Source organism: Mesorhizobium sp. L-8-3, assembly GCF_016756615.1.
Classification (GTDB): Bacteria; Pseudomonadota; Alphaproteobacteria; order Rhizobiales; family Rhizobiaceae.
In genome coordinates, this window is the sequence record NZ_AP023262.1 from 3,181,688 (window position 1) to 3,199,579 (window position 17,892).

Annotated in this window: 14 protein-coding genes and 1 pseudogene; 11 read left to right on the top strand and 4 right to left on the bottom strand. The window is 64.9% G+C overall.

From position 1 onward, the window contains the following. Position 1 precedes the first annotated feature (1 nt). The 5 genes from JN302_RS14925 (at position 2) to JN302_RS14945 (ending at position 5,838) form a co-directional block, all read left to right on the top strand. Positions 2 to 1,084, top strand: a complete 1,083-nt coding sequence (locus tag JN302_RS14925) for a CobW family GTP-binding protein (RefSeq protein ID WP_202333403.1) — start codon at positions 2 to 4, stop codon at positions 1,082 to 1,084. A gap of 24 nt (positions 1,085 to 1,108) precedes the next feature. Then, the gene (locus JN302_RS14930) at positions 1,109 to 2,293 is read left to right on the top strand and encodes an ABC transporter substrate-binding protein (RefSeq protein ID WP_244846355.1); all 1,185 of its coding nucleotides are present in this window, start codon (positions 1,109 to 1,111) and stop codon (positions 2,291 to 2,293) included. Between the two features lie 281 nt (positions 2,294 to 2,574). After that, positions 2,575 to 3,441 carry a branched-chain amino acid ABC transporter permease gene (locus tag JN302_RS14935; protein WP_202333405.1) on the top strand — a complete coding sequence of 289 codons (867 nt, stop codon included), beginning with the start codon at positions 2,575 to 2,577 and terminating at the stop codon, positions 3,439 to 3,441. Continuing rightward, entirely contained in the window at positions 3,428 to 5,140 is a 1,713-nt protein-coding gene (locus JN302_RS14940; protein WP_202333406.1) for a branched-chain amino acid ABC transporter ATP-binding protein/permease, read from the top strand. The genes JN302_RS14935 and JN302_RS14940 overlap by 14 nt, the downstream gene beginning before the upstream one ends. Then, positions 5,137 to 5,838 (top strand): ABC transporter ATP-binding protein, encoded by a 702-nt coding sequence (locus tag JN302_RS14945; protein WP_202313125.1) that lies wholly within the window; start codon positions 5,137 to 5,139, stop codon positions 5,836 to 5,838. The genes JN302_RS14940 and JN302_RS14945 overlap by 4 nt, the downstream gene beginning before the upstream one ends. Positions 5,839 to 6,534: 696 nt before the next feature. Here the strand turns inward: JN302_RS14945 and JN302_RS14950 are convergent. Continuing rightward, complete coding sequence (locus JN302_RS14950; protein ID WP_202333407.1) at positions 6,535 to 7,242, bottom strand: HD domain-containing protein; 708 nt, start codon at positions 7,240 to 7,242, stop codon at positions 6,535 to 6,537. Positions 7,243 to 7,713: 471 nt separating this feature from the next. Here JN302_RS14950 and JN302_RS14955 point away from each other — a divergent pair, with 471 nt between their 5' ends. Beyond that, positions 7,714 to 8,622 carry a WD40 repeat domain-containing protein gene (locus JN302_RS14955; protein WP_202333408.1) on the top strand — a complete coding sequence of 303 codons (909 nt, stop codon included), beginning with the start codon at positions 7,714 to 7,716 and terminating at the stop codon, positions 8,620 to 8,622. A gap of 222 nt (positions 8,623 to 8,844) precedes the next feature. Here the strand turns inward: JN302_RS14955 and JN302_RS14960 are convergent, their stop codons facing one another. Both JN302_RS14960 and JN302_RS14965 read right to left on the bottom strand, forming a co-directional pair. Further along, on the bottom strand, positions 8,845 to 9,228 hold the full coding sequence (locus JN302_RS14960; RefSeq protein WP_202313132.1) for a VOC family protein: 384 nt from the start codon (positions 9,226 to 9,228) through the stop codon (positions 8,845 to 8,847). 285 nt (positions 9,229 to 9,513) lie between these two features. Continuing rightward, complete coding sequence (locus tag JN302_RS14965) at positions 9,514 to 9,708, bottom strand: hypothetical protein (protein ID WP_202333409.1); 195 nt, start codon at positions 9,706 to 9,708, stop codon at positions 9,514 to 9,516. A 341-nt stretch (positions 9,709 to 10,049) separates the two neighbouring features. Between JN302_RS14965 and JN302_RS14970 the strand changes: the two genes are divergently transcribed. The 4 genes from JN302_RS14970 to JN302_RS14985 all read left to right on the top strand — a co-directional run bounded on the left by JN302_RS14970 (position 10,050) and on the right by JN302_RS14985 (position 15,253). Continuing rightward, on the top strand, positions 10,050 to 12,206 hold the full coding sequence (locus JN302_RS14970) for a patatin-like phospholipase family protein (RefSeq protein WP_244846366.1): 2,157 nt from the start codon (positions 10,050 to 10,052) through the stop codon (positions 12,204 to 12,206). Between the two features lie 203 nt (positions 12,207 to 12,409). Next, positions 12,410 to 12,643, top strand: a complete 234-nt coding sequence (locus tag JN302_RS14975; protein WP_202313135.1) for a hypothetical protein — start codon at positions 12,410 to 12,412, stop codon at positions 12,641 to 12,643. A gap of 162 nt (positions 12,644 to 12,805) precedes the next feature. Further along, complete coding sequence (locus JN302_RS14980) at positions 12,806 to 13,138, top strand: hypothetical protein (RefSeq protein WP_244743324.1); 333 nt, start codon at positions 12,806 to 12,808, stop codon at positions 13,136 to 13,138. A 384-nt stretch (positions 13,139 to 13,522) separates the two neighbouring features. Beyond that, positions 13,523 to 15,253: an AMP-binding protein gene (locus tag JN302_RS14985; protein ID WP_202333410.1), complete on the top strand. Its 1,731-nt coding sequence runs from the start codon at positions 13,523 to 13,525 to the stop codon at positions 15,251 to 15,253. Positions 15,254 to 15,526: 273 nt separating this feature from the next. Here the strand turns inward: JN302_RS14985 and JN302_RS14990 are convergent, their stop codons facing one another. Further along, a complete protein-coding gene (locus JN302_RS14990) occupies positions 15,527 to 16,381 on the bottom strand; it encodes an IS3 family transposase (RefSeq protein ID WP_202333411.1) in 855 nt (284 codons plus the stop codon). A gap of 167 nt (positions 16,382 to 16,548) precedes the next feature. Here JN302_RS14990 and JN302_RS14995 point away from each other — a divergent pair. Continuing rightward, positions 16,549 to 17,752 (top strand): annotated as a pseudogene (locus JN302_RS14995) (IS256 family transposase). The last annotated feature ends 140 nt before the right edge of the window (positions 17,753 to 17,892 follow it).

A 17,892-nucleotide genomic window follows, 5' to 3' on the forward strand; every position in this document is an offset into this window, starting at 1 on the left:
CATGGGCGCCATCCCCGTCACCATCCTCACCGGCTTCCTCGGCAGCGGCAAGACCACGGTCCTCAACCGGCTGCTGCGCCTGCCGGAGCTCGACGGCGCGGTGGTCATCGTCAACGAATTCGGCGAGGTCGGCCTCGACCATCTCTTGATCGAAGCCAGCGAGGAGCAGTTCGCGCTGCTCGACAATGGCTGCGTCTGCTGCACCGTCCGAGGTGACCTCGTGGCCACGCTTGCTGAGCTCGACCGGCGCGGCCGCGACGGCGCGCTGCCACGCTTCACCAGGGTCCTGGTCGAAACGACGGGCCTCGCCGATCCCGCGCCCATCCTGCATACCCTGATGGCCGAGCCGGAGCTTGCGAGCCGCTACAGGATCGGCGGCGTCGTGGCCACCGTCGACGCGGTGAACGGATCGGCGACCCTGGAGCGGCATCCCGAAGCCGCCAAGCAAGTCGCGGTCGCCGACCGGCTGCTCGTCACCAAGACCGATCTCGTTGCCGGCGACGTGCTGGCGCGGCTGGAACAAAAACTCGCGGCGCTCGCGCCCACGGCCGAGCGGCTGATCGTCAGCCACGGTGATGTCGCCGCCGCCGATGTGCTCGACATCGTCGCCTTCGATGCCGGCGATGCCAGGGTTCTGTCCTGGCTGGACGCGGCCGGCGCCCGGGCCGCCGATCACGACGGGCATGACCATCACGGTTGCGGGCCGGGCTGCACCCATCACGACCACGCGCGCCACCACGGCATCTCTTCCTGCAGCTTCGTCATCGACGAGCCGGTCGAATGGGCGGCCTTCGCGCGATGGCTCGACTATGTCGCCGCGCTGAGAGGCGAGGACCTGCTGCGGATGAAGGGCCTCGTCCATGTGGCCGAGGATCCGGAGCGCCCGCTGGTGCTGCACGGCGTGCAGCACGTCTTCCATCCGCCGGTGCGGCTCGATGCCTGGCCGTCGGCCGACCGGCGCACGCGGCTGGTCTTCATCGTGCGCGACATACCGCGCGAGGTGATCGAGCGGACGCTGGCAAAATTCGCTGCCATCGACGCCGGCCGGATCGGGAGCCCGGCGTCCGCGCTCGAACAGGCTTGAACGACAATGAAGGGGAGAATGACGATGAACTATCAGAATCTGCTTCTTGCCGCGGCCCTGGGCGGCCTCGGACTTGCCTTCCAATCGGGCGCGGCGCTGGCGGCCGGACCGAGTTGCGCGGACGGGACGATCAAGGTCGGCGCCGTGTCGACCGTCACCGGCCCCGCCGACTTCAGCGAGGTCCCAAAGGCGACGCAGGCCGCCTTCGACGCGGTCAACGCCGCCGGCGGCGTCAATGGCTGCAAGATCGACTACACCATCGCCGACGACAAGGCCGATCCGGCGGTCGCGGCCCAGGCCGCGCGCGACCTGATCGACAACAAGGAGGTGGTGGCGCTGGTCGGCTCGGCAAGCCTGCTCGACTGCGCCGTCAACGCCCAGACCTACAGCCGCAAGGACGTGCTCTCCGTGCAGGGCCTCGGCGTCGACGCCGCCTGTTTCTCTACGCCAAATGTGGCGCCGGTGAATGTCGGGCCCTATACGCTCTCCACCGCGGTGTCCTATTTCGCCACCAACATCCTCAAGAGCCAGAAGCTCTGCGCCTTCTTCATCATCATCGGCGGCACCCACGAGGCCTACAAGAAGGGCATCGAGAACTGGGAGAAGATCACCGGCCAGAAGATCCATCTCCTCGACCTGACCCTGCCGTTCCAGGGTGACCTGACGCCCTATGTGATCAAGGCCCGCGACGAGGGCTGCGACGCCGTGCTGACCAACCAGGTCGAGCCGCAGGTCGTGCAGCTCATCAAGACGGTCGATGCGCAGAAGATAGAGGGCATCAACTGGCTGTTCCTGGCGCCGGGCTATACCGAGCAGGTGGCCAAGGCGCTCGCCGACAGCAAGCAGCCCATCTATGTCGGCACCGAATGGGAACCCTTCACCGAGAAAGGCTCGGCAGCCAATGCGCAATGGATCGCCGACATGGAGAAGGCCGGCCGGCCGCTGACCGCCTTCTCCCAGGGCGGTTATCTCGCCGCGCAGGTGTTCCTCGACGTGCTGAAGGGCATCGATGGCGAGGTGACCCGCGAAAGCGTGAACAAGGCCCTGCTCGAAATGAAGCCGATCAGCAATCCGCTCGCCGGCAGTCCTTACGTTTTCGGCGAGGCGAAAGCCCATTCTCCGATGCAGGCGACCAAGGTGATGAAGCTCGACGGCGGCACCTGGAAGGTGGAGACGCCGGACTGGGTGGCGCTGCCGGCAGTGCAGTAAGACGGGGGGTGTCCACGAAGACGTGCATGCAGCGTGGAAGTACCCCTCATCCGACCGCGCTTCGCGCGGCCACCTTCTCCCACAAGGGGAGAAGGCCGGAGCCTGGTTGCAACGGCTCTGCAAATCACCAAGGTCGACGCTTGGCTGAAGCGTTGCTGCAGCGCATTCCCTTCTCCCCTTGTGGGAGAAGGTGGCCGCGCGAAGCGCGGTCGGATGAGGGGTACTTCCACAAGCGGTGCGGGCGACCACCCTCTCCAAAGCAATCAGCGACAGGAGCATCAATGAACCTCTTGACTTCAGCGGTGGCGGGACTGACGGCGGGGGGCGCCTATGCGCTGCTCGGCGTCTGCGCCATCTTCACCTACCGGCTGGTCGCCGTCGTCAACTTCACCGGCGCGGCGATCGGCGCTTCGGGTGCCTTCGTGCTCGTCGTGCTCACCGAAGCGGGCTTTCCGCTGTGGCCGGCGGTGCTCGCCGGTCTTGTCGTCGGCACGCTGGTCGGCATGGCCGTCGGCTTCATCATGACCACCTGGTTCGCCGAGGCCAACGCCTCCACCAAGGCGGCGGTGACGGTGGCGCTGCTGGTCGGCATGATCGCGATCGGGCTGCGCCTCATCGGCGGACAGCATCCGCGGCCCTTTCCGGAGCTCTTTCCGGGTTCGGCCTTCCGGCTCGCCGGCGTCGAGGTCACGATCGCTTCGGTGCTGACCATCGGGCTCGCCGTGGCCTTCACGCTGCTCGCCGACCGCTTCCTCAACCACACCCGCACGGGGCTGCATCTGCGCGCGCTGTCGGAGCGGCCGATGGCGGCCGAACTGATCGGCGTGCGGGTGAAATTCCTGTCGATCCTGGTCTGGGCGGTGACCGGCACGTTCACCACCTTCGCGCTGATGATCATCGCGCCGCAGCGCTCGCCGAATTTCCTGGCGCTCAGCCTGCTGGTCGTGCCGGCGCTCGCCGCCGCCCTGATCGGCCTCTTCCGCAGCTTCTGGCTGGCGCTGGCGGGCGGCATCCTGATCGGCGTGATCGAAGGCATGACCAGCACCTTCGAAGGGCTCAGCCAATATCGCAGTGCAGTGCCTTTCCTGGTCATCCTGGCCGTTCTCCTGTGGTCGCAGCGGGAGGCCCGTTGGGATGAAGCGCGCTAGCATCCGCAGTTCCTTGATCGTCATCGCCGCGGCGATCGTTGCGGCGCTGGTGGTGGTCGGGCTCCTGTCCTCCTATTGGGTCTTTCTTCTCACGTCGGTGCTGATCACGGCGGTGGCGCTGCAGAGCCTCGGCCTCGTCGCCGGCCGAACGGGCATGATCGCGCTCTGCCAGATGTCCTTCGCCGGCGTCGGCGCCTGGACGGTCGGCTATCTCAATGTCGCCGAGGCGCCGGGCGGCCTGCCGATGTGGATCCTGGCCGGCGGACTGGCGGCGGTGCCGCTCGGCGTCGCCATCGGCCTGCCGGCGCTCAGGCTGCGCGGCATCAACCTTGCCATCGTCACGCTCTCCTTCGCCACGGCCTTCGACACATTCCTCGCCACGGTGACCTTTCCCGGCCAGACGGCGTTCCTGTCGGTTCCCCGGCCGGAATGGTTCGACAGCGACGAGGGCTATTTCGTCTTCGCGCTTTTCTTCCATGTCGCGATCGCCGTCGCGCTCGAGTTCCTCACCCGTTCGCGGCTCGGCGCCTCATGGCTCGCCGTGCGCCATTCGGAGCGTGCGGCCGCCGCGCATGGGGTGAGCATCGCCGCGGCCAAGCTTTCCGCCTTCGCCATCAGTGCCTTCATCGCCGGGATTTCCGGCGGGCTGCTGGCCGGCTATCTCGGCACGCTCGTCTCGGACAATTTCAGCATGATGCAGTCGCTGGTGCTGTTCGCCGTGGCCGTCATGGCCGGCGCGCATTTCGCCGAAGGCGCCGTCATCGGCGGCGTTCTGGTGACGATGTTCCCCGAACTCCTGCGCCGGCTCGACCTTCCCCAGGACCTGGGCAATGTGCTCTTCGCCATCGGCGCTACCCAGGCGCTGTCCACCGGCGAGACCATGAGCGAGACCTTCCGGCGCCTGTTCCGCAGGCTCTTCCCCGCAAGGCCGGTCAGGCCGGCGCGCGGACCGGCATCGGATCTGCCGGTATCCGTGGCGCGGCCGGCCGGCCCGGCGCTGGTGATCGAAGGCCTCACCGTGCGTTATGGCAGCGTGGTCGCGCTCGACGCGGTCGACCTGACGGTGCCAGCCGGCACGGTCGCCGGACTGATCGGCCCGAACGGCGCCGGCAAATCGACCTTCATCGATGCGGTGACCGGTTTTCTTGCCTCCTATGACGGCAGCGTGCGCCTCGAGGGCAGGGCGCTCGAGGGCGTGCCGGCCCATCAGCGCGCCCGCGCCGGCGTGCGGCGGAGCTGGCAGACCAACCGCATCGCGCCGGAACTCACCGTCGGCGGCTATCTGAACCTTGCCGCGAAGGGTCTTTCCGATGCCGAGATGAAAGCGGTGCTCGACTGGCTCGACTGCCCGCATCCCGATGTCGCGGTCGCGTCGGTCGATGCCGGCACGCGGCGCCTGCTCGATGTCGCAGGCGTCGTCGCCTCGCGCCCGGCCGTGGCGCTGCTCGACGAGCCGGCCGCCGGGCAGTCGCATGAGGAGACGCTGCGTCTCGGAAAACGCATCGCCGAGATCCCCCGCCTGTTCGGCACGGCCGTGCTCCTGGTCGAGCATGACATGGACCTCGTCCGCTCGGCCTGCTCGGAAGTGACCGTGCTCGACTTCGGCCGGGTCATCGCCTCCGGTCCGCCGGCCAAGGTGCTGGAGCAGGGCACTGTGAAAAAGGCCTATCTCGGCATCGAGGAGGAGGTTGCCGCATGAGCGAGCTCGTCGTCTCCTCGCTTTCGGTGAGCCGCGCGGACCTGCCCGTCGTCGCCGAGGTCGATCTCGTCGCCGAGAGCGGCGGCATCAGCGTGCTGCTCGGCGCCAACGGGGCCGGCAAGACCACGCTGCTCGAAGGCCTGTCGGGCATCATCCCGGCCAATGGCGGGACGATCACGCTCGACGGCCAGGAAATCCAGAAGACGCGGCCCGGCGTGCGCTCGCGCGCCGGGCTCGCTCATGTCGAACAGGGACGCACCGTCTTCCGCCAACTGACCACCGAGGAAAACCTGGCCGTCGGCCTGCGCGCCGACGCCAGGCTCGACGAAGCCTATGCGCTGTTCCCGGAGCTGGTGCAGCGGCGGGCGGTACGAGCCGGGCTGCTCTCCGGCGGCGAGCAGCAGATGCTGGTGATCGCGCGCGCCTTGCTCACGCGGCCGAAGGTGCTTCTGATCGACGAGATGTCGGCGGGCCTGGCGCCCGTCATCGTCAGCAGGCTGATGGCGGCGGTGCGCAAGCTCGCCGACGACGGGCTGGCGGTGCTGCTGGTCGAGCAGTTCGCCGCACTCGCGCTCGCGGTCGGCGACCGCGCCTATGTCATGCGGCGCGGCCGCATGGTCTATTCCGGCGCCTGCGCCGCGTTGCGCAAGGCACCCGACGAACTGCACCGGCTTTATCTGGGTGCGGCCGAGGGGTGACGGGTGCGGCGCTTTTCTGTGCGATGTGTTGCAGCTGCTGGTTGATACGGCTGCGGAACAGGCGGCACGCGTGATCATGCCGTCGTCCTGTAAAGTACTGGAAGTTTACAGGATGGGGCCTGTTGGGGGCATGGCTGTGAAATACAACTTTCAATAGTATTTTTGCCAAGGCGTCGAGGTTGCGCGGCCGACCCCTCATCCGACCGCGCGGAGCCTGTCCTCAGGCTTGCCGGAGGCAAGACCCGTGGGCGCGGCCACCACCCGGGGTGGAGCCACGGGTCTCCACCCGTCCTTCGGACCCCACAAGGGGAGAAGGGAACGCCAGCAGCAAGGTCTCGGCCAACCGTCGACGTTCCTAATTTGCAGAGCCGGCCACGCTTGGCTCCAGCCTTCTCCCCTTGTGGGAGAAGGTGGCCTCGCCCGCGAGGGCGAGGTCGGATGAGGGGTTCTTCAGGCAGGACGCAGACAAATCGCGCGCCAATTGTTTCGATTGGCGATCATGCATCGTGACCGCAGCCGCAGTTCTGCGACGGTGAAACTGGGCGTCAGAAAAACCTCCGATGCAGCTCAAGTCAATGGAAATCGGGGTGGGTCTGCAAGAAGTGATCGCGCCGGTTGCGGAGCATTTGCTCTGGCTCTTTTGTCCTGACCCGAGACCGCCGAGCGCTCTTGCGGGAATTGCTCGGGCGGTGGCTTTCAATCGGCCAATGCGAGATCTTCCGGCATGGCGATCTCCTCGCCGAATTCCTCGACGAAGGCCCTCATCAGCGCGGTCCGCTGCCGGCCGATCTCCTGGCCCGTGGGCGTGACGAGGCCGGCGGAAAGCAGGAAGAGCTTGGTCTCGAAATGGTCGAGCGCGAAGCGCCGGTCGTCAAGAGGCCGGCGTTCGGCCATGGGATCGTCGGGATCGTAGAGCTGCGTGCCGAGCCGGCCGGCGATGTAGAAGACCCGTGCGATGCCGAGTGCGCCCAACGCGTCGAGCCGGTCCGCGTCGCGCAGTATCGCGGCCTCCGTGCTGCGCGGCGCGATGCCGGCGGAGAAGCTGTGCGCCTCGATCGCATGGGCGACCGCCTCGATGCGCGCCGGCTGCCAGCCGATGCCGTCGAGCAGGCGACGCGCCACGTCGGCCGAGAGGCGCGAGGCCATGGCGCGCTGCGGGGAGTTCTTCTCGACGGCAACGCAGTCGTGGAACAGCGTCGCGACAACGAGCACTTCCATGTCGGCTGCCGGCTCGCCCCGGGCGATGCGGCGGACGAGCTGCCAGACGCGCATCAGGTGCGACCGGTCGTGCGAGCCGTCGCCCTCCGCGATGCTTCCGTCCCAGCGGCCGAGCAGCGTTGCGGCGAGGCTCTCGTAGGGTGCGAACAGGCGCGCGAGGTCTTCCGTTTGCGAACGGCCCGTCATGCCTGCTTTTGCTCCTGCCTGCCCGTTTTCCACCACGAAGCTCCTGTCCGTTGTAACCACCCGCCTGGGCGGTCGGTATGTTCAATGACGCGCGGATCCCTGCTCCAGACGTCCCGCGTGACGTGCAACGCATATAGCCGCGTTTCCGGCTGTCGAAATGCCCGACATGCGGGTTGTCGGCAAGCGCGTCGTGCATGCGAGCGGCTCCGGCCAGGCAGCGTCGGCGAGGATCGGTCTCTAAGTCATAATGTCTGTCATGAGAAGGTTTTACGAGTTAAGCGAAAAATTTTCCTGATTGATTCTTGTGTAGAAAATGCTATGGTTTAGAACTTGTCGCCGATGATGTGGGATACCGGCGAGCTTTACTGATAATTCCTAGTAACCAGAAGCGCCGGACCACGATTGGTGGGTGCGTTTTTCGCTCGTGGCTCGTGCGGGACTTTGACGATCCGGTCAATTGAGGAGCCTGAAATGGAGCGGTTGGTCCAGGAGTATAGAGCAGGATCGGAGCCGGTGAGCTCGATCTCGGTTTCAAGCAACGGTCAGCGATTCGCGTCTGCAACGCGGAGGGCGGCCGACGGGATAAGGTTCTGGAACGTGCAGTCCGGCGGGCTTTTGCATACGTTTCCCACGGTCGACGACCAGGACGAAGTCCGAGGCGTAGCGCTGTCTCCCGAGGGGTTCTTCCTTGCTGCGGCGACCCACCGCCACAGCGTCGTCCTGTGGGATATCGAGGCGCAGCAACGGATCGGTGCGGTCGAAACGCAGGCTCCTTCCGGCGGCATCGGCGTCGCCTTTCCCCGCGACGGAACCTTCATCCTTTGCGCTCACGGCCGGCTCTATTCGCGCTTCGACACGGCGCTCGTGCCGAAGGGGAATCACGACAATCTGCAGAGCGGCCAGCTTTTCTCTCCATCGCTGGCGCCGGGCGGGCGCTTCGTGGCGTCGGTCCACGAGCCCGGCCGACCGAACATCATCGTCTACGACCTTCTCAACGACAGGCCTTCGCTGAAGACGGACCCGAACGGGTCCTTCAACGCCGTTGCGATGGGCCCCGATGGCGGCGTGCTTCTGGCAGGAGACATACACGGCAAGCTGGAGACCCTGAACGCCGGGACCGGCGAGTCGATCCGCAGGTTCGATACACCGGGGCATTCGCGCAACGTGACGAGCGTCGCCTTCTCGCCCGACGGCAGCCGGGCGCTGTCGGGAAGCGAGGACTTCTCAGCGAAGCTGTGGGAGGTGAACACCGGCAAGGAGATCCAGACACTCAATCATGGCGCCGGATTCGTCACCTGCGTCGCCTTTCTGCCCAACGGGAAATTCGCGCTCACCGGCGGCAATGACGGCAAGGTAAAACTCTGGGAACTCGTGCCCTAGAGCATGTCTCCCGAAAGGAAGAGGACATGCGTTAAATCAAGAGCCTTCAGCGTGTCGCGTCAATCCTTTTCACGCGACACGCTGTAGTCTTGCCGATGCCGGCGGCGTGCTGTGCGCGCAACATCTCGACTGGGCGGCCTGTGTGGCGCCGTCGCGCGTCTCGCCGCTATGTCGCGTGAAGTGACGATCGAGGACGACGTCCACCGGAGAGGATTGGATTGCTTACGGCTCGAGCTGGTTGCTCACTTCGACCAGATTGCCGTCCGGATCATTGAAGTAGACCGACAGGATCTTCCCCGTCGCCCCGGCCCGCTCGCCGGGTCCGTCGACAATCTCCACGCCGTGGCGCTCAAGGTGCAGGACGACCGCGTCCAGTGATGTATCGGTCAGAAGGCAGAAATTTCCGCTGCCGGGGACGGTGCGGCGGGCGATGCCCGGCGACAGGACCGCATCCTGAAGGCTGATCTTGTTCGTGCCGAAATGCAGCGACCACTTCCCCGGTCGTTCTTCCCGCGCTTCCATATTGAGCACACGCTCGTAAAAATGGCGGGTGGCGGCAACGTCGTTGACGCAGAGCACGATGTGATCGAGCGCTCGCATTTTCATGGTTCCACCTCCGAGCGGCGGACGCAGCGATGGGATCGGCGCTGCCGCATTATCGGTTTGTCGTGGTTCCCGAACCGGCCCAACAGCGTGCGATGCCTACATACCAGCGCTTTCAGGTCGCGGTCGCCCGCATAGGCCAGCTTGCACTGGCCAAGGCAGAGAAAAAACGAAAGACGCGACCCCGCCCGATGTCGCCTATCGCAAGATGTGGGCATCGGTGGCGAAGCGGTCCGTCCTGAAGTCGGACAGGCAGGCTTTTCGTGCAGCGTCTTCCGGCCGAACCTTTCAGTTCGCCATGTTGTGGAACCAGGCCTTCAGGACTTGCTCGAGGGCTTCTTCGTCCCTTGTTCCGGTGTTCCAGAGCGCGACCAGCTTTTCCGCCATTTGTTCAAGCTGCTCGTCGCTCGCCTCCTGATCACAGACCCGCGCGAGTATCCGCTCGAGAATCTCGAAATCGGACGGTCGGATAATGCCGGACATCGTACTCATCCTTCGAATTGTCGCAGGCGGGCAATTGTGGGCGGGTGGCGACTGCGCTGTCTATTAACTTTGATGTACAACCGGCGCGTCGGTTCGTCGGCGATTCTCGGCAACTGGTTGATCGCGAGCAATCGAAAGGTTGCCGGCCAACGGCAGCCCGATGCCATGCCGGCCCTGCCGCCCCGATATCCGGGCCAGTTACGCGAGCGTGGCGGGCTGCCAACTGGATCCTGCACAACAGGGAAGTTGGTGACTTAACGGCAAAGACAGTCGAGGATCAGTGTCCTACGATTTACTGGCGCTCTCAAGTAAATCGGCGCATACTCCTCCTGAAGATGAATATGCGCCGCAGGAGAGCGAGTTTCGCCGACCAGAGCGTCAGCCGTTTGGCCGTCCAGTCTCGGATCCTGCCCACATTGCATCCTTGCGGCTCCGCCGCCTCGCCCTTGCGCCATCGCCTCGCGGAGATTGCGGTGGCGGAGTTCGGCGACCGGCCGATCTTGCCGCTTCGCTCGGAAGCGCCCACCTCGCGCCGGTGCGCGGCGCCCGAAGGGCCGGTCGAGGGACCAGGCATGAAGCTGACACACCCTTTCGGTCTGGCGCTCTCGGGCGGGGGTTTCAGAGCCGCCGCCTTCCACCTTGGCGTCCTGAGGCGGCTGCGAGAAGTCGGTCTCCTGGCTCAGGTGGACATGATGTCGACCGTCTCCGGCGGATCGATCACCGGCGCGTACTGGGTCTACTGGCAGGCATTGAAGGGAGATACCCTGGCCGATGCCGGGGAATGGCAGAAGTTCGAGGACTCGCTCGTAGAGTTCATGCGTTCCGGTGTCCGCGAGCGAATCTTCCGCAAAGGCTTCGTCCTGCCCGCACTGCTTCTCGGAGCGGCGGTCTGCGCCTATGCCTGGGCATTCGCCCCGATAGGTCCCGGCACAGCGTTCCTGCTCGCGTCGGCAGCGCTCGGCTGTGCCTATGTCGTCTGGCACCGCCTGGCGCCGATGCTGCTGGAAAGGGAATATGAGCGCCTCTTCGGCTATGAGGTGTTGCGCTCGCTCGCTCCTCATCGAGAACAGCAGGGTTCTCCCTTCGCCAGCGGCCTTCTGGGGGCCATCGACGACATCGTCTTCGGAAATCCGCGACGGAAGTTTCCGGACCTTTACATCAACGCCACCCTGCTCAACACCGGCGCCCACGTCTTCTTCTCCCGGAACCAGGGGCTCGAACTCGAACTCTGCGCTCACGATGCAAGCGCGGGAATGTTCAAAGCGGAAGGCCTCAGAGGACGGGCGGCAGAGGGCCCGGCCGGGGGACTGCAGTCCAGGGTGGCCGCGATCAACGAGGCCATCGACGGCCTCGACCCGTTCATGCCTGGGCTGACCCGTCGGCAGATATCCTTGCCGATGCCGGACGATACGCCATTCAGCAAGGCAGTCGCCTCCTCCTCGGCGATCCCGTTCGTATTCTCGCCGATCCCCTATGGCGACCCGATCAAGAATGTGGAGCCTTCTTTGCGCAATCGAATATGGCGGTCGATCGATTCCGTGCGGCCTTGCTGGTCGGTCGATGGCGGTGTGTTCGACAATCAAGGCACGCATCTGCTGCTCGAGAAGGCTTGCAGCAGCGTCATCGTCAGCGACGGATGCGGCGCGCTGGCGTCGATTCCGAAGCCGTCGACGTGGCAGATGTTCCCGCCGGGAAAAGGCGTCGTATCGCGATCCTTCGACATCACTTACGAGCGGTCGCGCGACCTTGGCTATATGAGGCTGGCCAACAAATACGAGCTCTTTTGCATGCTGACGGATTTCTCGAAGCTGATCGGCATGCCTGAACTCGCTCCGGCGGTGGTGGACGCCGTATGGCAATCGAAGCAGGATCTCGCCGGAATCTGCGTCGATCCGGAGAGGATGTTCACGCATCCCAGGGAGTTCGCCGAGGAACTCGCCTCATTCATGCGAAAACGGATCGACCCTGAGCACAACGGACCCTATGACGAGGAATTCCTGAAGAAATTCAAGAGCTGGACGCCGGGCGTCGACGACGGGGAACCACGCGGTGGCGCGCAAGCCATCGCATATCTTCGCCACCAGCTGCTGAAGAAGCTGGAGAAATATGCGCCCTACGTGACCGGCTACGCCTATGTCGAACTGACGCCGGATGCCGACTTCGGCTGGCGCAACGACCTGCCTCGCCTTCCCGAACCGTTGATACCGTTCGTCGCATCGATCCGGACCGATCTCGACCGCTTCACGTCCGAGGAGATTTCGGCCCTGATGTTCCATGGCTACACGACGATCGACCATTGCCTGTGGGCATACAGGAACGACTGGCTTGCGCAGCCCCAGCCTCCCTCCAGTTTCACCTGGAGCGGGAAGGGGATTTTCCGCAACTGGAACGCTCCGACCCAGGCCGAAACGATCGCGGCCGCCCGCCACCTCTCCGTCTCGTCGAGCCGGCTCGGCCCCTGGCGGGCGCTGCATCGATTGCTGAAGCGGTCTTTGTAGTTACCCGCCGTCGCGCGTCTCGTTGAAGTAGAACGTGTTTCGATCGACGTTCCCGTGAGGGGAGAGACCGGCACGCACCCGAGACCGTCATGGTGCGCGGCGGCGGCGCAGCGCACTCGCGCAGGTTCGGGCGAGGGGCACCAAGCGCAAATTCGGAACTTTTGAGGCCGCGATGGGTTCGAACCGGACAGGAGGTGCTCGTGATGGCTCGCTGCGACCAGTGCGGAAACAACTACGACAAGTCCTTCCAGGTGATCTCGGCCGGAGAGACGTACACATTCGACAGCTTCGAATGTGCCATCCAGAAGCTTGCCCCGACATGCCCGCATTGCGGGGTCCGTGTCGTCGGACACGGGGTCGAGCAGGACGATATCATCTACTGCTGCGCCCATTGCGCAGAACAGGAAGGCGCGACGGCCCTTCGCGACAGGGCGTGAAGCATGTCTTCCGAAAGCGTGCGGCGGTCCCGGGAAGAAGACGTGCGACGGATCAGGAACTGCAGCGCGCCGCGTGAAGTTTTCTTCGCGCGACACGCCGCAACGCCGGGCCGAGCATCTGACGCCCTGCCGTTCCGCTTGCGGGCCGGTGACCTGAGGAAGATGCGCGCCGCGGAGAGAAGGGCGGTCCTGCGCGTGCCCGCCTGCCTGCTTGCCGTGCTTTGTCTTGGGGCGCCTGCCCATGGTCAGGCGGATAGCCAGGCCTCGCCCTCACCAGAGGAACGGTGTCGCGCCGCTCTCAATGGCCAAAACCCCGAAGCCGATGTGAACCGCGGCGCCGGCAAGCAGTCGCTGTCGGAGTTCCTGGACCACTGCCGCGGCGTTCTCAAGCCGCCGCGGACCGGCGACAGCGAGATCGCCAAGCCGCCGCCCGATCTGGGCGAAACCCCGGTGATCCGTCCCGACGAGTTGCCGAAGCAGCAGCAACCGGAGTGAGACGCCGCACCAGACATGCCATCCGAAATTGATCCGGCGTCATGGATTTTCGGCTTGCGGATGATGGGCTGACCTTGGCCTTCCGATAATCCGGAACCCGGGGACGAGCATGATCAGGCTGGGCAGGAAATGTCGGCACCTCGTTCACGACGCGGGCTGCGGCTGTTGAGCGGGACTCGCGATGATCTTCCAGCCAGGAAGCCCCGCCGGGTCTCACATGGACGAAAGTCTCTCTCCAGCAGGCGCGTCCTTCGCGCTACCCATCGGCCGGAAAGACGGAGCGCGATTCTCCTCTGGTCCACAACGGGCGAGCCGTCGTCGACGGGCTGGCTCCTTCCGTCGGGGACGGATAGAGTCGGAGCCGAGAAGCATGGGAGGTTCTGAATGACTGATGCCGGCACGAGCGGCCAGGCTGGCCGGGCGCCCGTCGACGGGCTGGCGCATGTCGCGGGAGAACGGTCGGAACCGCTGCTTTCGCTCACCATACCGCAACTGCTTGAGCGCGCGGTCGCGGCCTATGGGCCGCGCGACGCCGCCGTCTTTCCCGAGCAGCGCAGGCGCCTCTCCTGGGATCAGCTCGCCGCCGAAGTGGATGCGTTCGCGGGCGGCCTCCTGAGCCTTGGTCTCGGCAAGGGCGACCGGGTCGGCATCTGGTCGCCCAACCGCTGGGAATGGCTGGTCACCCAATATGCGACGGCGCGCATCGGCGTCGTGCTGGTCAACATCAATCCGGCCTACCGGGTCTTCGAGCTCGACTATGCGCTGAACAAGGTCGGCTGCGCGGCGCTGGTGGCGGCCTCGCGCTTCAAGACGTCGGACTATGTCGGCATGCTGCGCTCGCTCGCGCCGGAACTCGACCACTGCGCCCCCGGCGCGCTCGAGGCGCGCAAGCTGCCGACGCTTCGCTCGGTCATCCTCATGGGGGAGGAGGCGAGCCCGGGCATACTCAGTTTCGGCGAGGTCATGGAACGTGGCGCCGCCGTGCCGCGCGCCGCGCTCGATGCCGCCACCGCGACGCTCGCCCCTGACGAGGCGGTCAATGTCCAGTTCACCAGCGGCACCACCGGGGCGCCCAAGGGGGCGACGCTCAGCCATTCCAACATCGTCAACAACGGCAATTTCGTCACCTCGGCGATGAACTTCACTGCCGACGACCGGCTGTGCATTCCGGTGCCCTTCTATCACTGCTTCGGCATGGTGATGGGCTCGCTCGGCTGCGTCTCGAAGGGTGCCACCATGGTGTTCCCGGGCGAGGGGTTCGACCCGGTTGCCACGCTGCGCGCGGTGGAGAGCGAGAAATGCACCGGCCTCTACGGCGTGCCGACCATGTTCGTGGCGATGCTCGACCACCCCGAATTCGCCCGCTTCGACCTCTCGTCGCTGCGCACCGGCATCATGGCCGGCGCGCCATGCCCGATCGAGGTGATGAAGCGCGTCGTCGGCAAGATGCACATGAGCCAGGTGACCATCGCCTACGGCATGACGGAGACCAGCCCGGTGTCGTTCCAGAGCGCGGTCGACGATCCGCTGGAGCGGCGGGTGTCGACGGTCGGCCGGGTTCATCCGCATGTCGAGGTCAAGATCATCGGCGACGACGGCCGTACGCTCGGCGTCGGCGAGCGCGGCGAACTCTGCACCCGCGGCTATTCGGTGATGAAGGGTTATTGGGGCGACCCCGAGCGCACCGCCGAGGCGATCGACGCCGAGGGCTGGATGCACACCGGCGACCTGGCGACCATCGACGCCGAGGGCTACTGCAACATCGTCGGTCGGGTGAAGGATCTGGTCATCCGGGGCGGCGAGAACGTCTATCCGCGCGAGGTGGAGGAGTTCCTCTACCGCCATCCGAAAGTGCGCGAGGTGCAGGTGTTCGGCGTGCCCGACGCCAAATATGGCGAGGAGATCTGCGCCTGGATCGTGCTGCAGGCAGGACAGGAGGCGACGGAGGACGAGATCCGCGCTTTTTGCCGCGACCAGATCGCCCACTACAAGGTGCCGCGCTACATCCGCTTCAAGGCGGAACTTCCGATGACGGTGACGGGCAAGCCGCAGAAATTCCTGATGCGCGACGCCATGATCGATGAACTCGACCTGGTGGTGGCGAAGACGGCGTGAAGTGGTGAAGTAGTGAATGGTGAATGGTGAATGGTAGATTTGGGGGATGAGAAGGTAGTTATTGCCAGTTGCGGATGTTGCGAATCAAAGAATATTCTTCACCATTCACCATTCACCATTCACCATTCACCATTCACCATTCACCATTCACCATTCACCATTCACCATTCACCATTCACCATTCACCATTCACCATTCACCATTCACCATTCTGGAGTGCACCCCTCAAGTGAGACATGGAAATCAAGTGACAGGGGTGCATTGGTTGATCGGTTATGGGGTTTGGGGTTGGTTCAAGCCGGCTTCGAATTCAACTGGTGGCTGATATCCGATGGCCGAATGTAGCCGTTCGCGATTGTATGTGGTTTCCAGGAAGATGGCTATGTCGCGGCGGGCGTGGTCGAGTGTGGTGTAGCTTTTGCCGTTGACCTCCTCGGCCTTGAGTGTCTTCATGAAGCTCTCGGCCTTGGCATTGTCGTACGGGTTGGCGACGCCGCTCATGCTGATGCGGATGCCCTGGCTGTCGAGGCGGTTGGCATAATCGCTGCAGGCATACTGGACGCCCCGGTCGGAGTGATGGATGAGGCTCCCGGCCTGCGGTTTGCGTGCGGCGATGGCCATGTCGAGGGCATGCAGCGCCAGGCGGGCTTCGAGGTGATCGTCGAGAGCCCAGCCGATCACCCTGCGCGAGAAGGCATCGAGGATGACGGCGAGATAGACGAAGGCCTCGACCAGGCGGACATAAGTGATGTCGGCGACCCAGATCTGATCGATGCCGGAGGGCACGAGCCCGCGCACCAGATTGGGCAGGATGCGGTAGCCATGCCGGCTGTCGGTGGTGCGCGGCACGTAGGGCCTGGTGCGCATGCACAGGAGATTGTCCTCGCGCATGAGCCGCAACACACGTTTGGCATTCACCGGCACGCCGTCGCGGTGCAATTGGGCTGCGATGCGCCGATAGCCGTAGTGGCGGTGTTTGAGGCTGAGTTTCTGGATCATGTCGCGCAGTTCCGCGTCGGCGCGAGCCGGTGCCTGCTCTTGCCGATACCGGTAGAAGCCTGCCCGTGAGACACCGGCGAGGGCACACAGCCGCCGGACATCGAGGCTGCCTTGCATCTGTGCGGTCATTTCCTCGATGGCCGCGTAGATGTGGGGGCGGTGGCGGCCTGCGCCGCCGTCCCGCTCACCAGATGCAAGGCTCTGCGAAAAAAATCGAGCTCCATCTGCTGGCGCCCGAGGGAGTGTCGAAAATTTTGTGCGTGAGGCCATGATGATGGAAAGGAGAGAATCATCACATGGCTATCGAGAAAGAACTGCTGGATCAGCTGCTTGCCGGTCGTGATCCGAGGGATTTGTTTGCCAAGGACGGTCTGCTCGACGACCTGAAGAAGGCGCTTTCGGAGCGCATTCTGAACGCCGAGCTCGACGAGCACCTGGCGGACGAAGGTGCCGACGGCAACGCCAATCGCCGCAACGGGCATTCGAAGAAGACGGTGGCTGACGGGGACGTCACAGATGACGCTGGCGATCCCGCGCGACCGGGCCGGCACCTTTGATCCGAAGCTGGTCGCCAAGTACCAGCGGCGGTTTCCCGACTTCGACGACAAGATCATCTCGATGTATGCGCGCGGCATGACGGTGCGCGAGATCCGCGGCCATCTGGAGGAGCTCTACGGCATCGAGGTCTCGCCGGACCTGATCTCGGCGGTCACCGACGCGGTGCTGGAGGAGGTCGCCGAATGGCAGAACCGGCCGCTGGACGCGGTCTATCCCGTCGTCTTCTTCGATGCCATTCGGGTCAAGATCCGCGACGAGGGCTTCGTGCGCAACAAGGCGGTCTACATCGCGCTCGGCATCCTGCCCGACGGCACCAAGGAGGTCATGGGCATCTGGATCGAACAGACCGAGGGCGCCAAGTTCTGGCTGCGCGTCATGAACGAGTTGAAGAACCGCGGCGTCGGCGACGTCCTGATCGCCGTCGTCGACGGGCTGAAGGGCTTTCCCGAGGCGATCAACGCCGTCTTTCCCCAGACCGTGGTGCAGACCTGCATTGTGCACCTGATCCGCCATTCCCTGGAGTTCGTGTCGTGGAAGGACCGCAAGGCGGTCGTGCCGGCGCTCAGGGCGATCTACCGGGCCATGGACGCCGAGGCCGGCCTGCAGGCCCTGGAGGCGTTCGAGGCCGGTCACTGGGGCCAGCGCTACCCGGCGATCGCCCAGAGCTGGCGGCGCAATTGGCAACAGGTCATTCCGTTCTTTGCTTTCCCTGAGGGCGTGCGCCGCATCATCTACACCACAAACGCCATCGAGGCGCTCAACTCCAAGCTGCGGCGCGCCGTCCGAACCCGGGGCCATTTCCCCAATGACGACGCCGCCATGAAGCTGCTATATCTGGTTCTGAACCACGCGGCCGAGGAATGGAAACGACCGCCGCGCGAGTGGTTCGAGGCCAAGACCCAATTCGCCATTGTCTTCGGCGAACGGTTCGTCGGTCGGTGACGAAAACGGGCCTCGCGCACAGAATTCCTGACAGTCCCGCGCCCGATCTTGCGCTCGAGCTCGGCGATCCGGGCGTGGGCTTGCGCCAGATCGCCGGGCAGTTCCGGCGGCGGCTTCACCGCCATGGCATCGCGAACCTT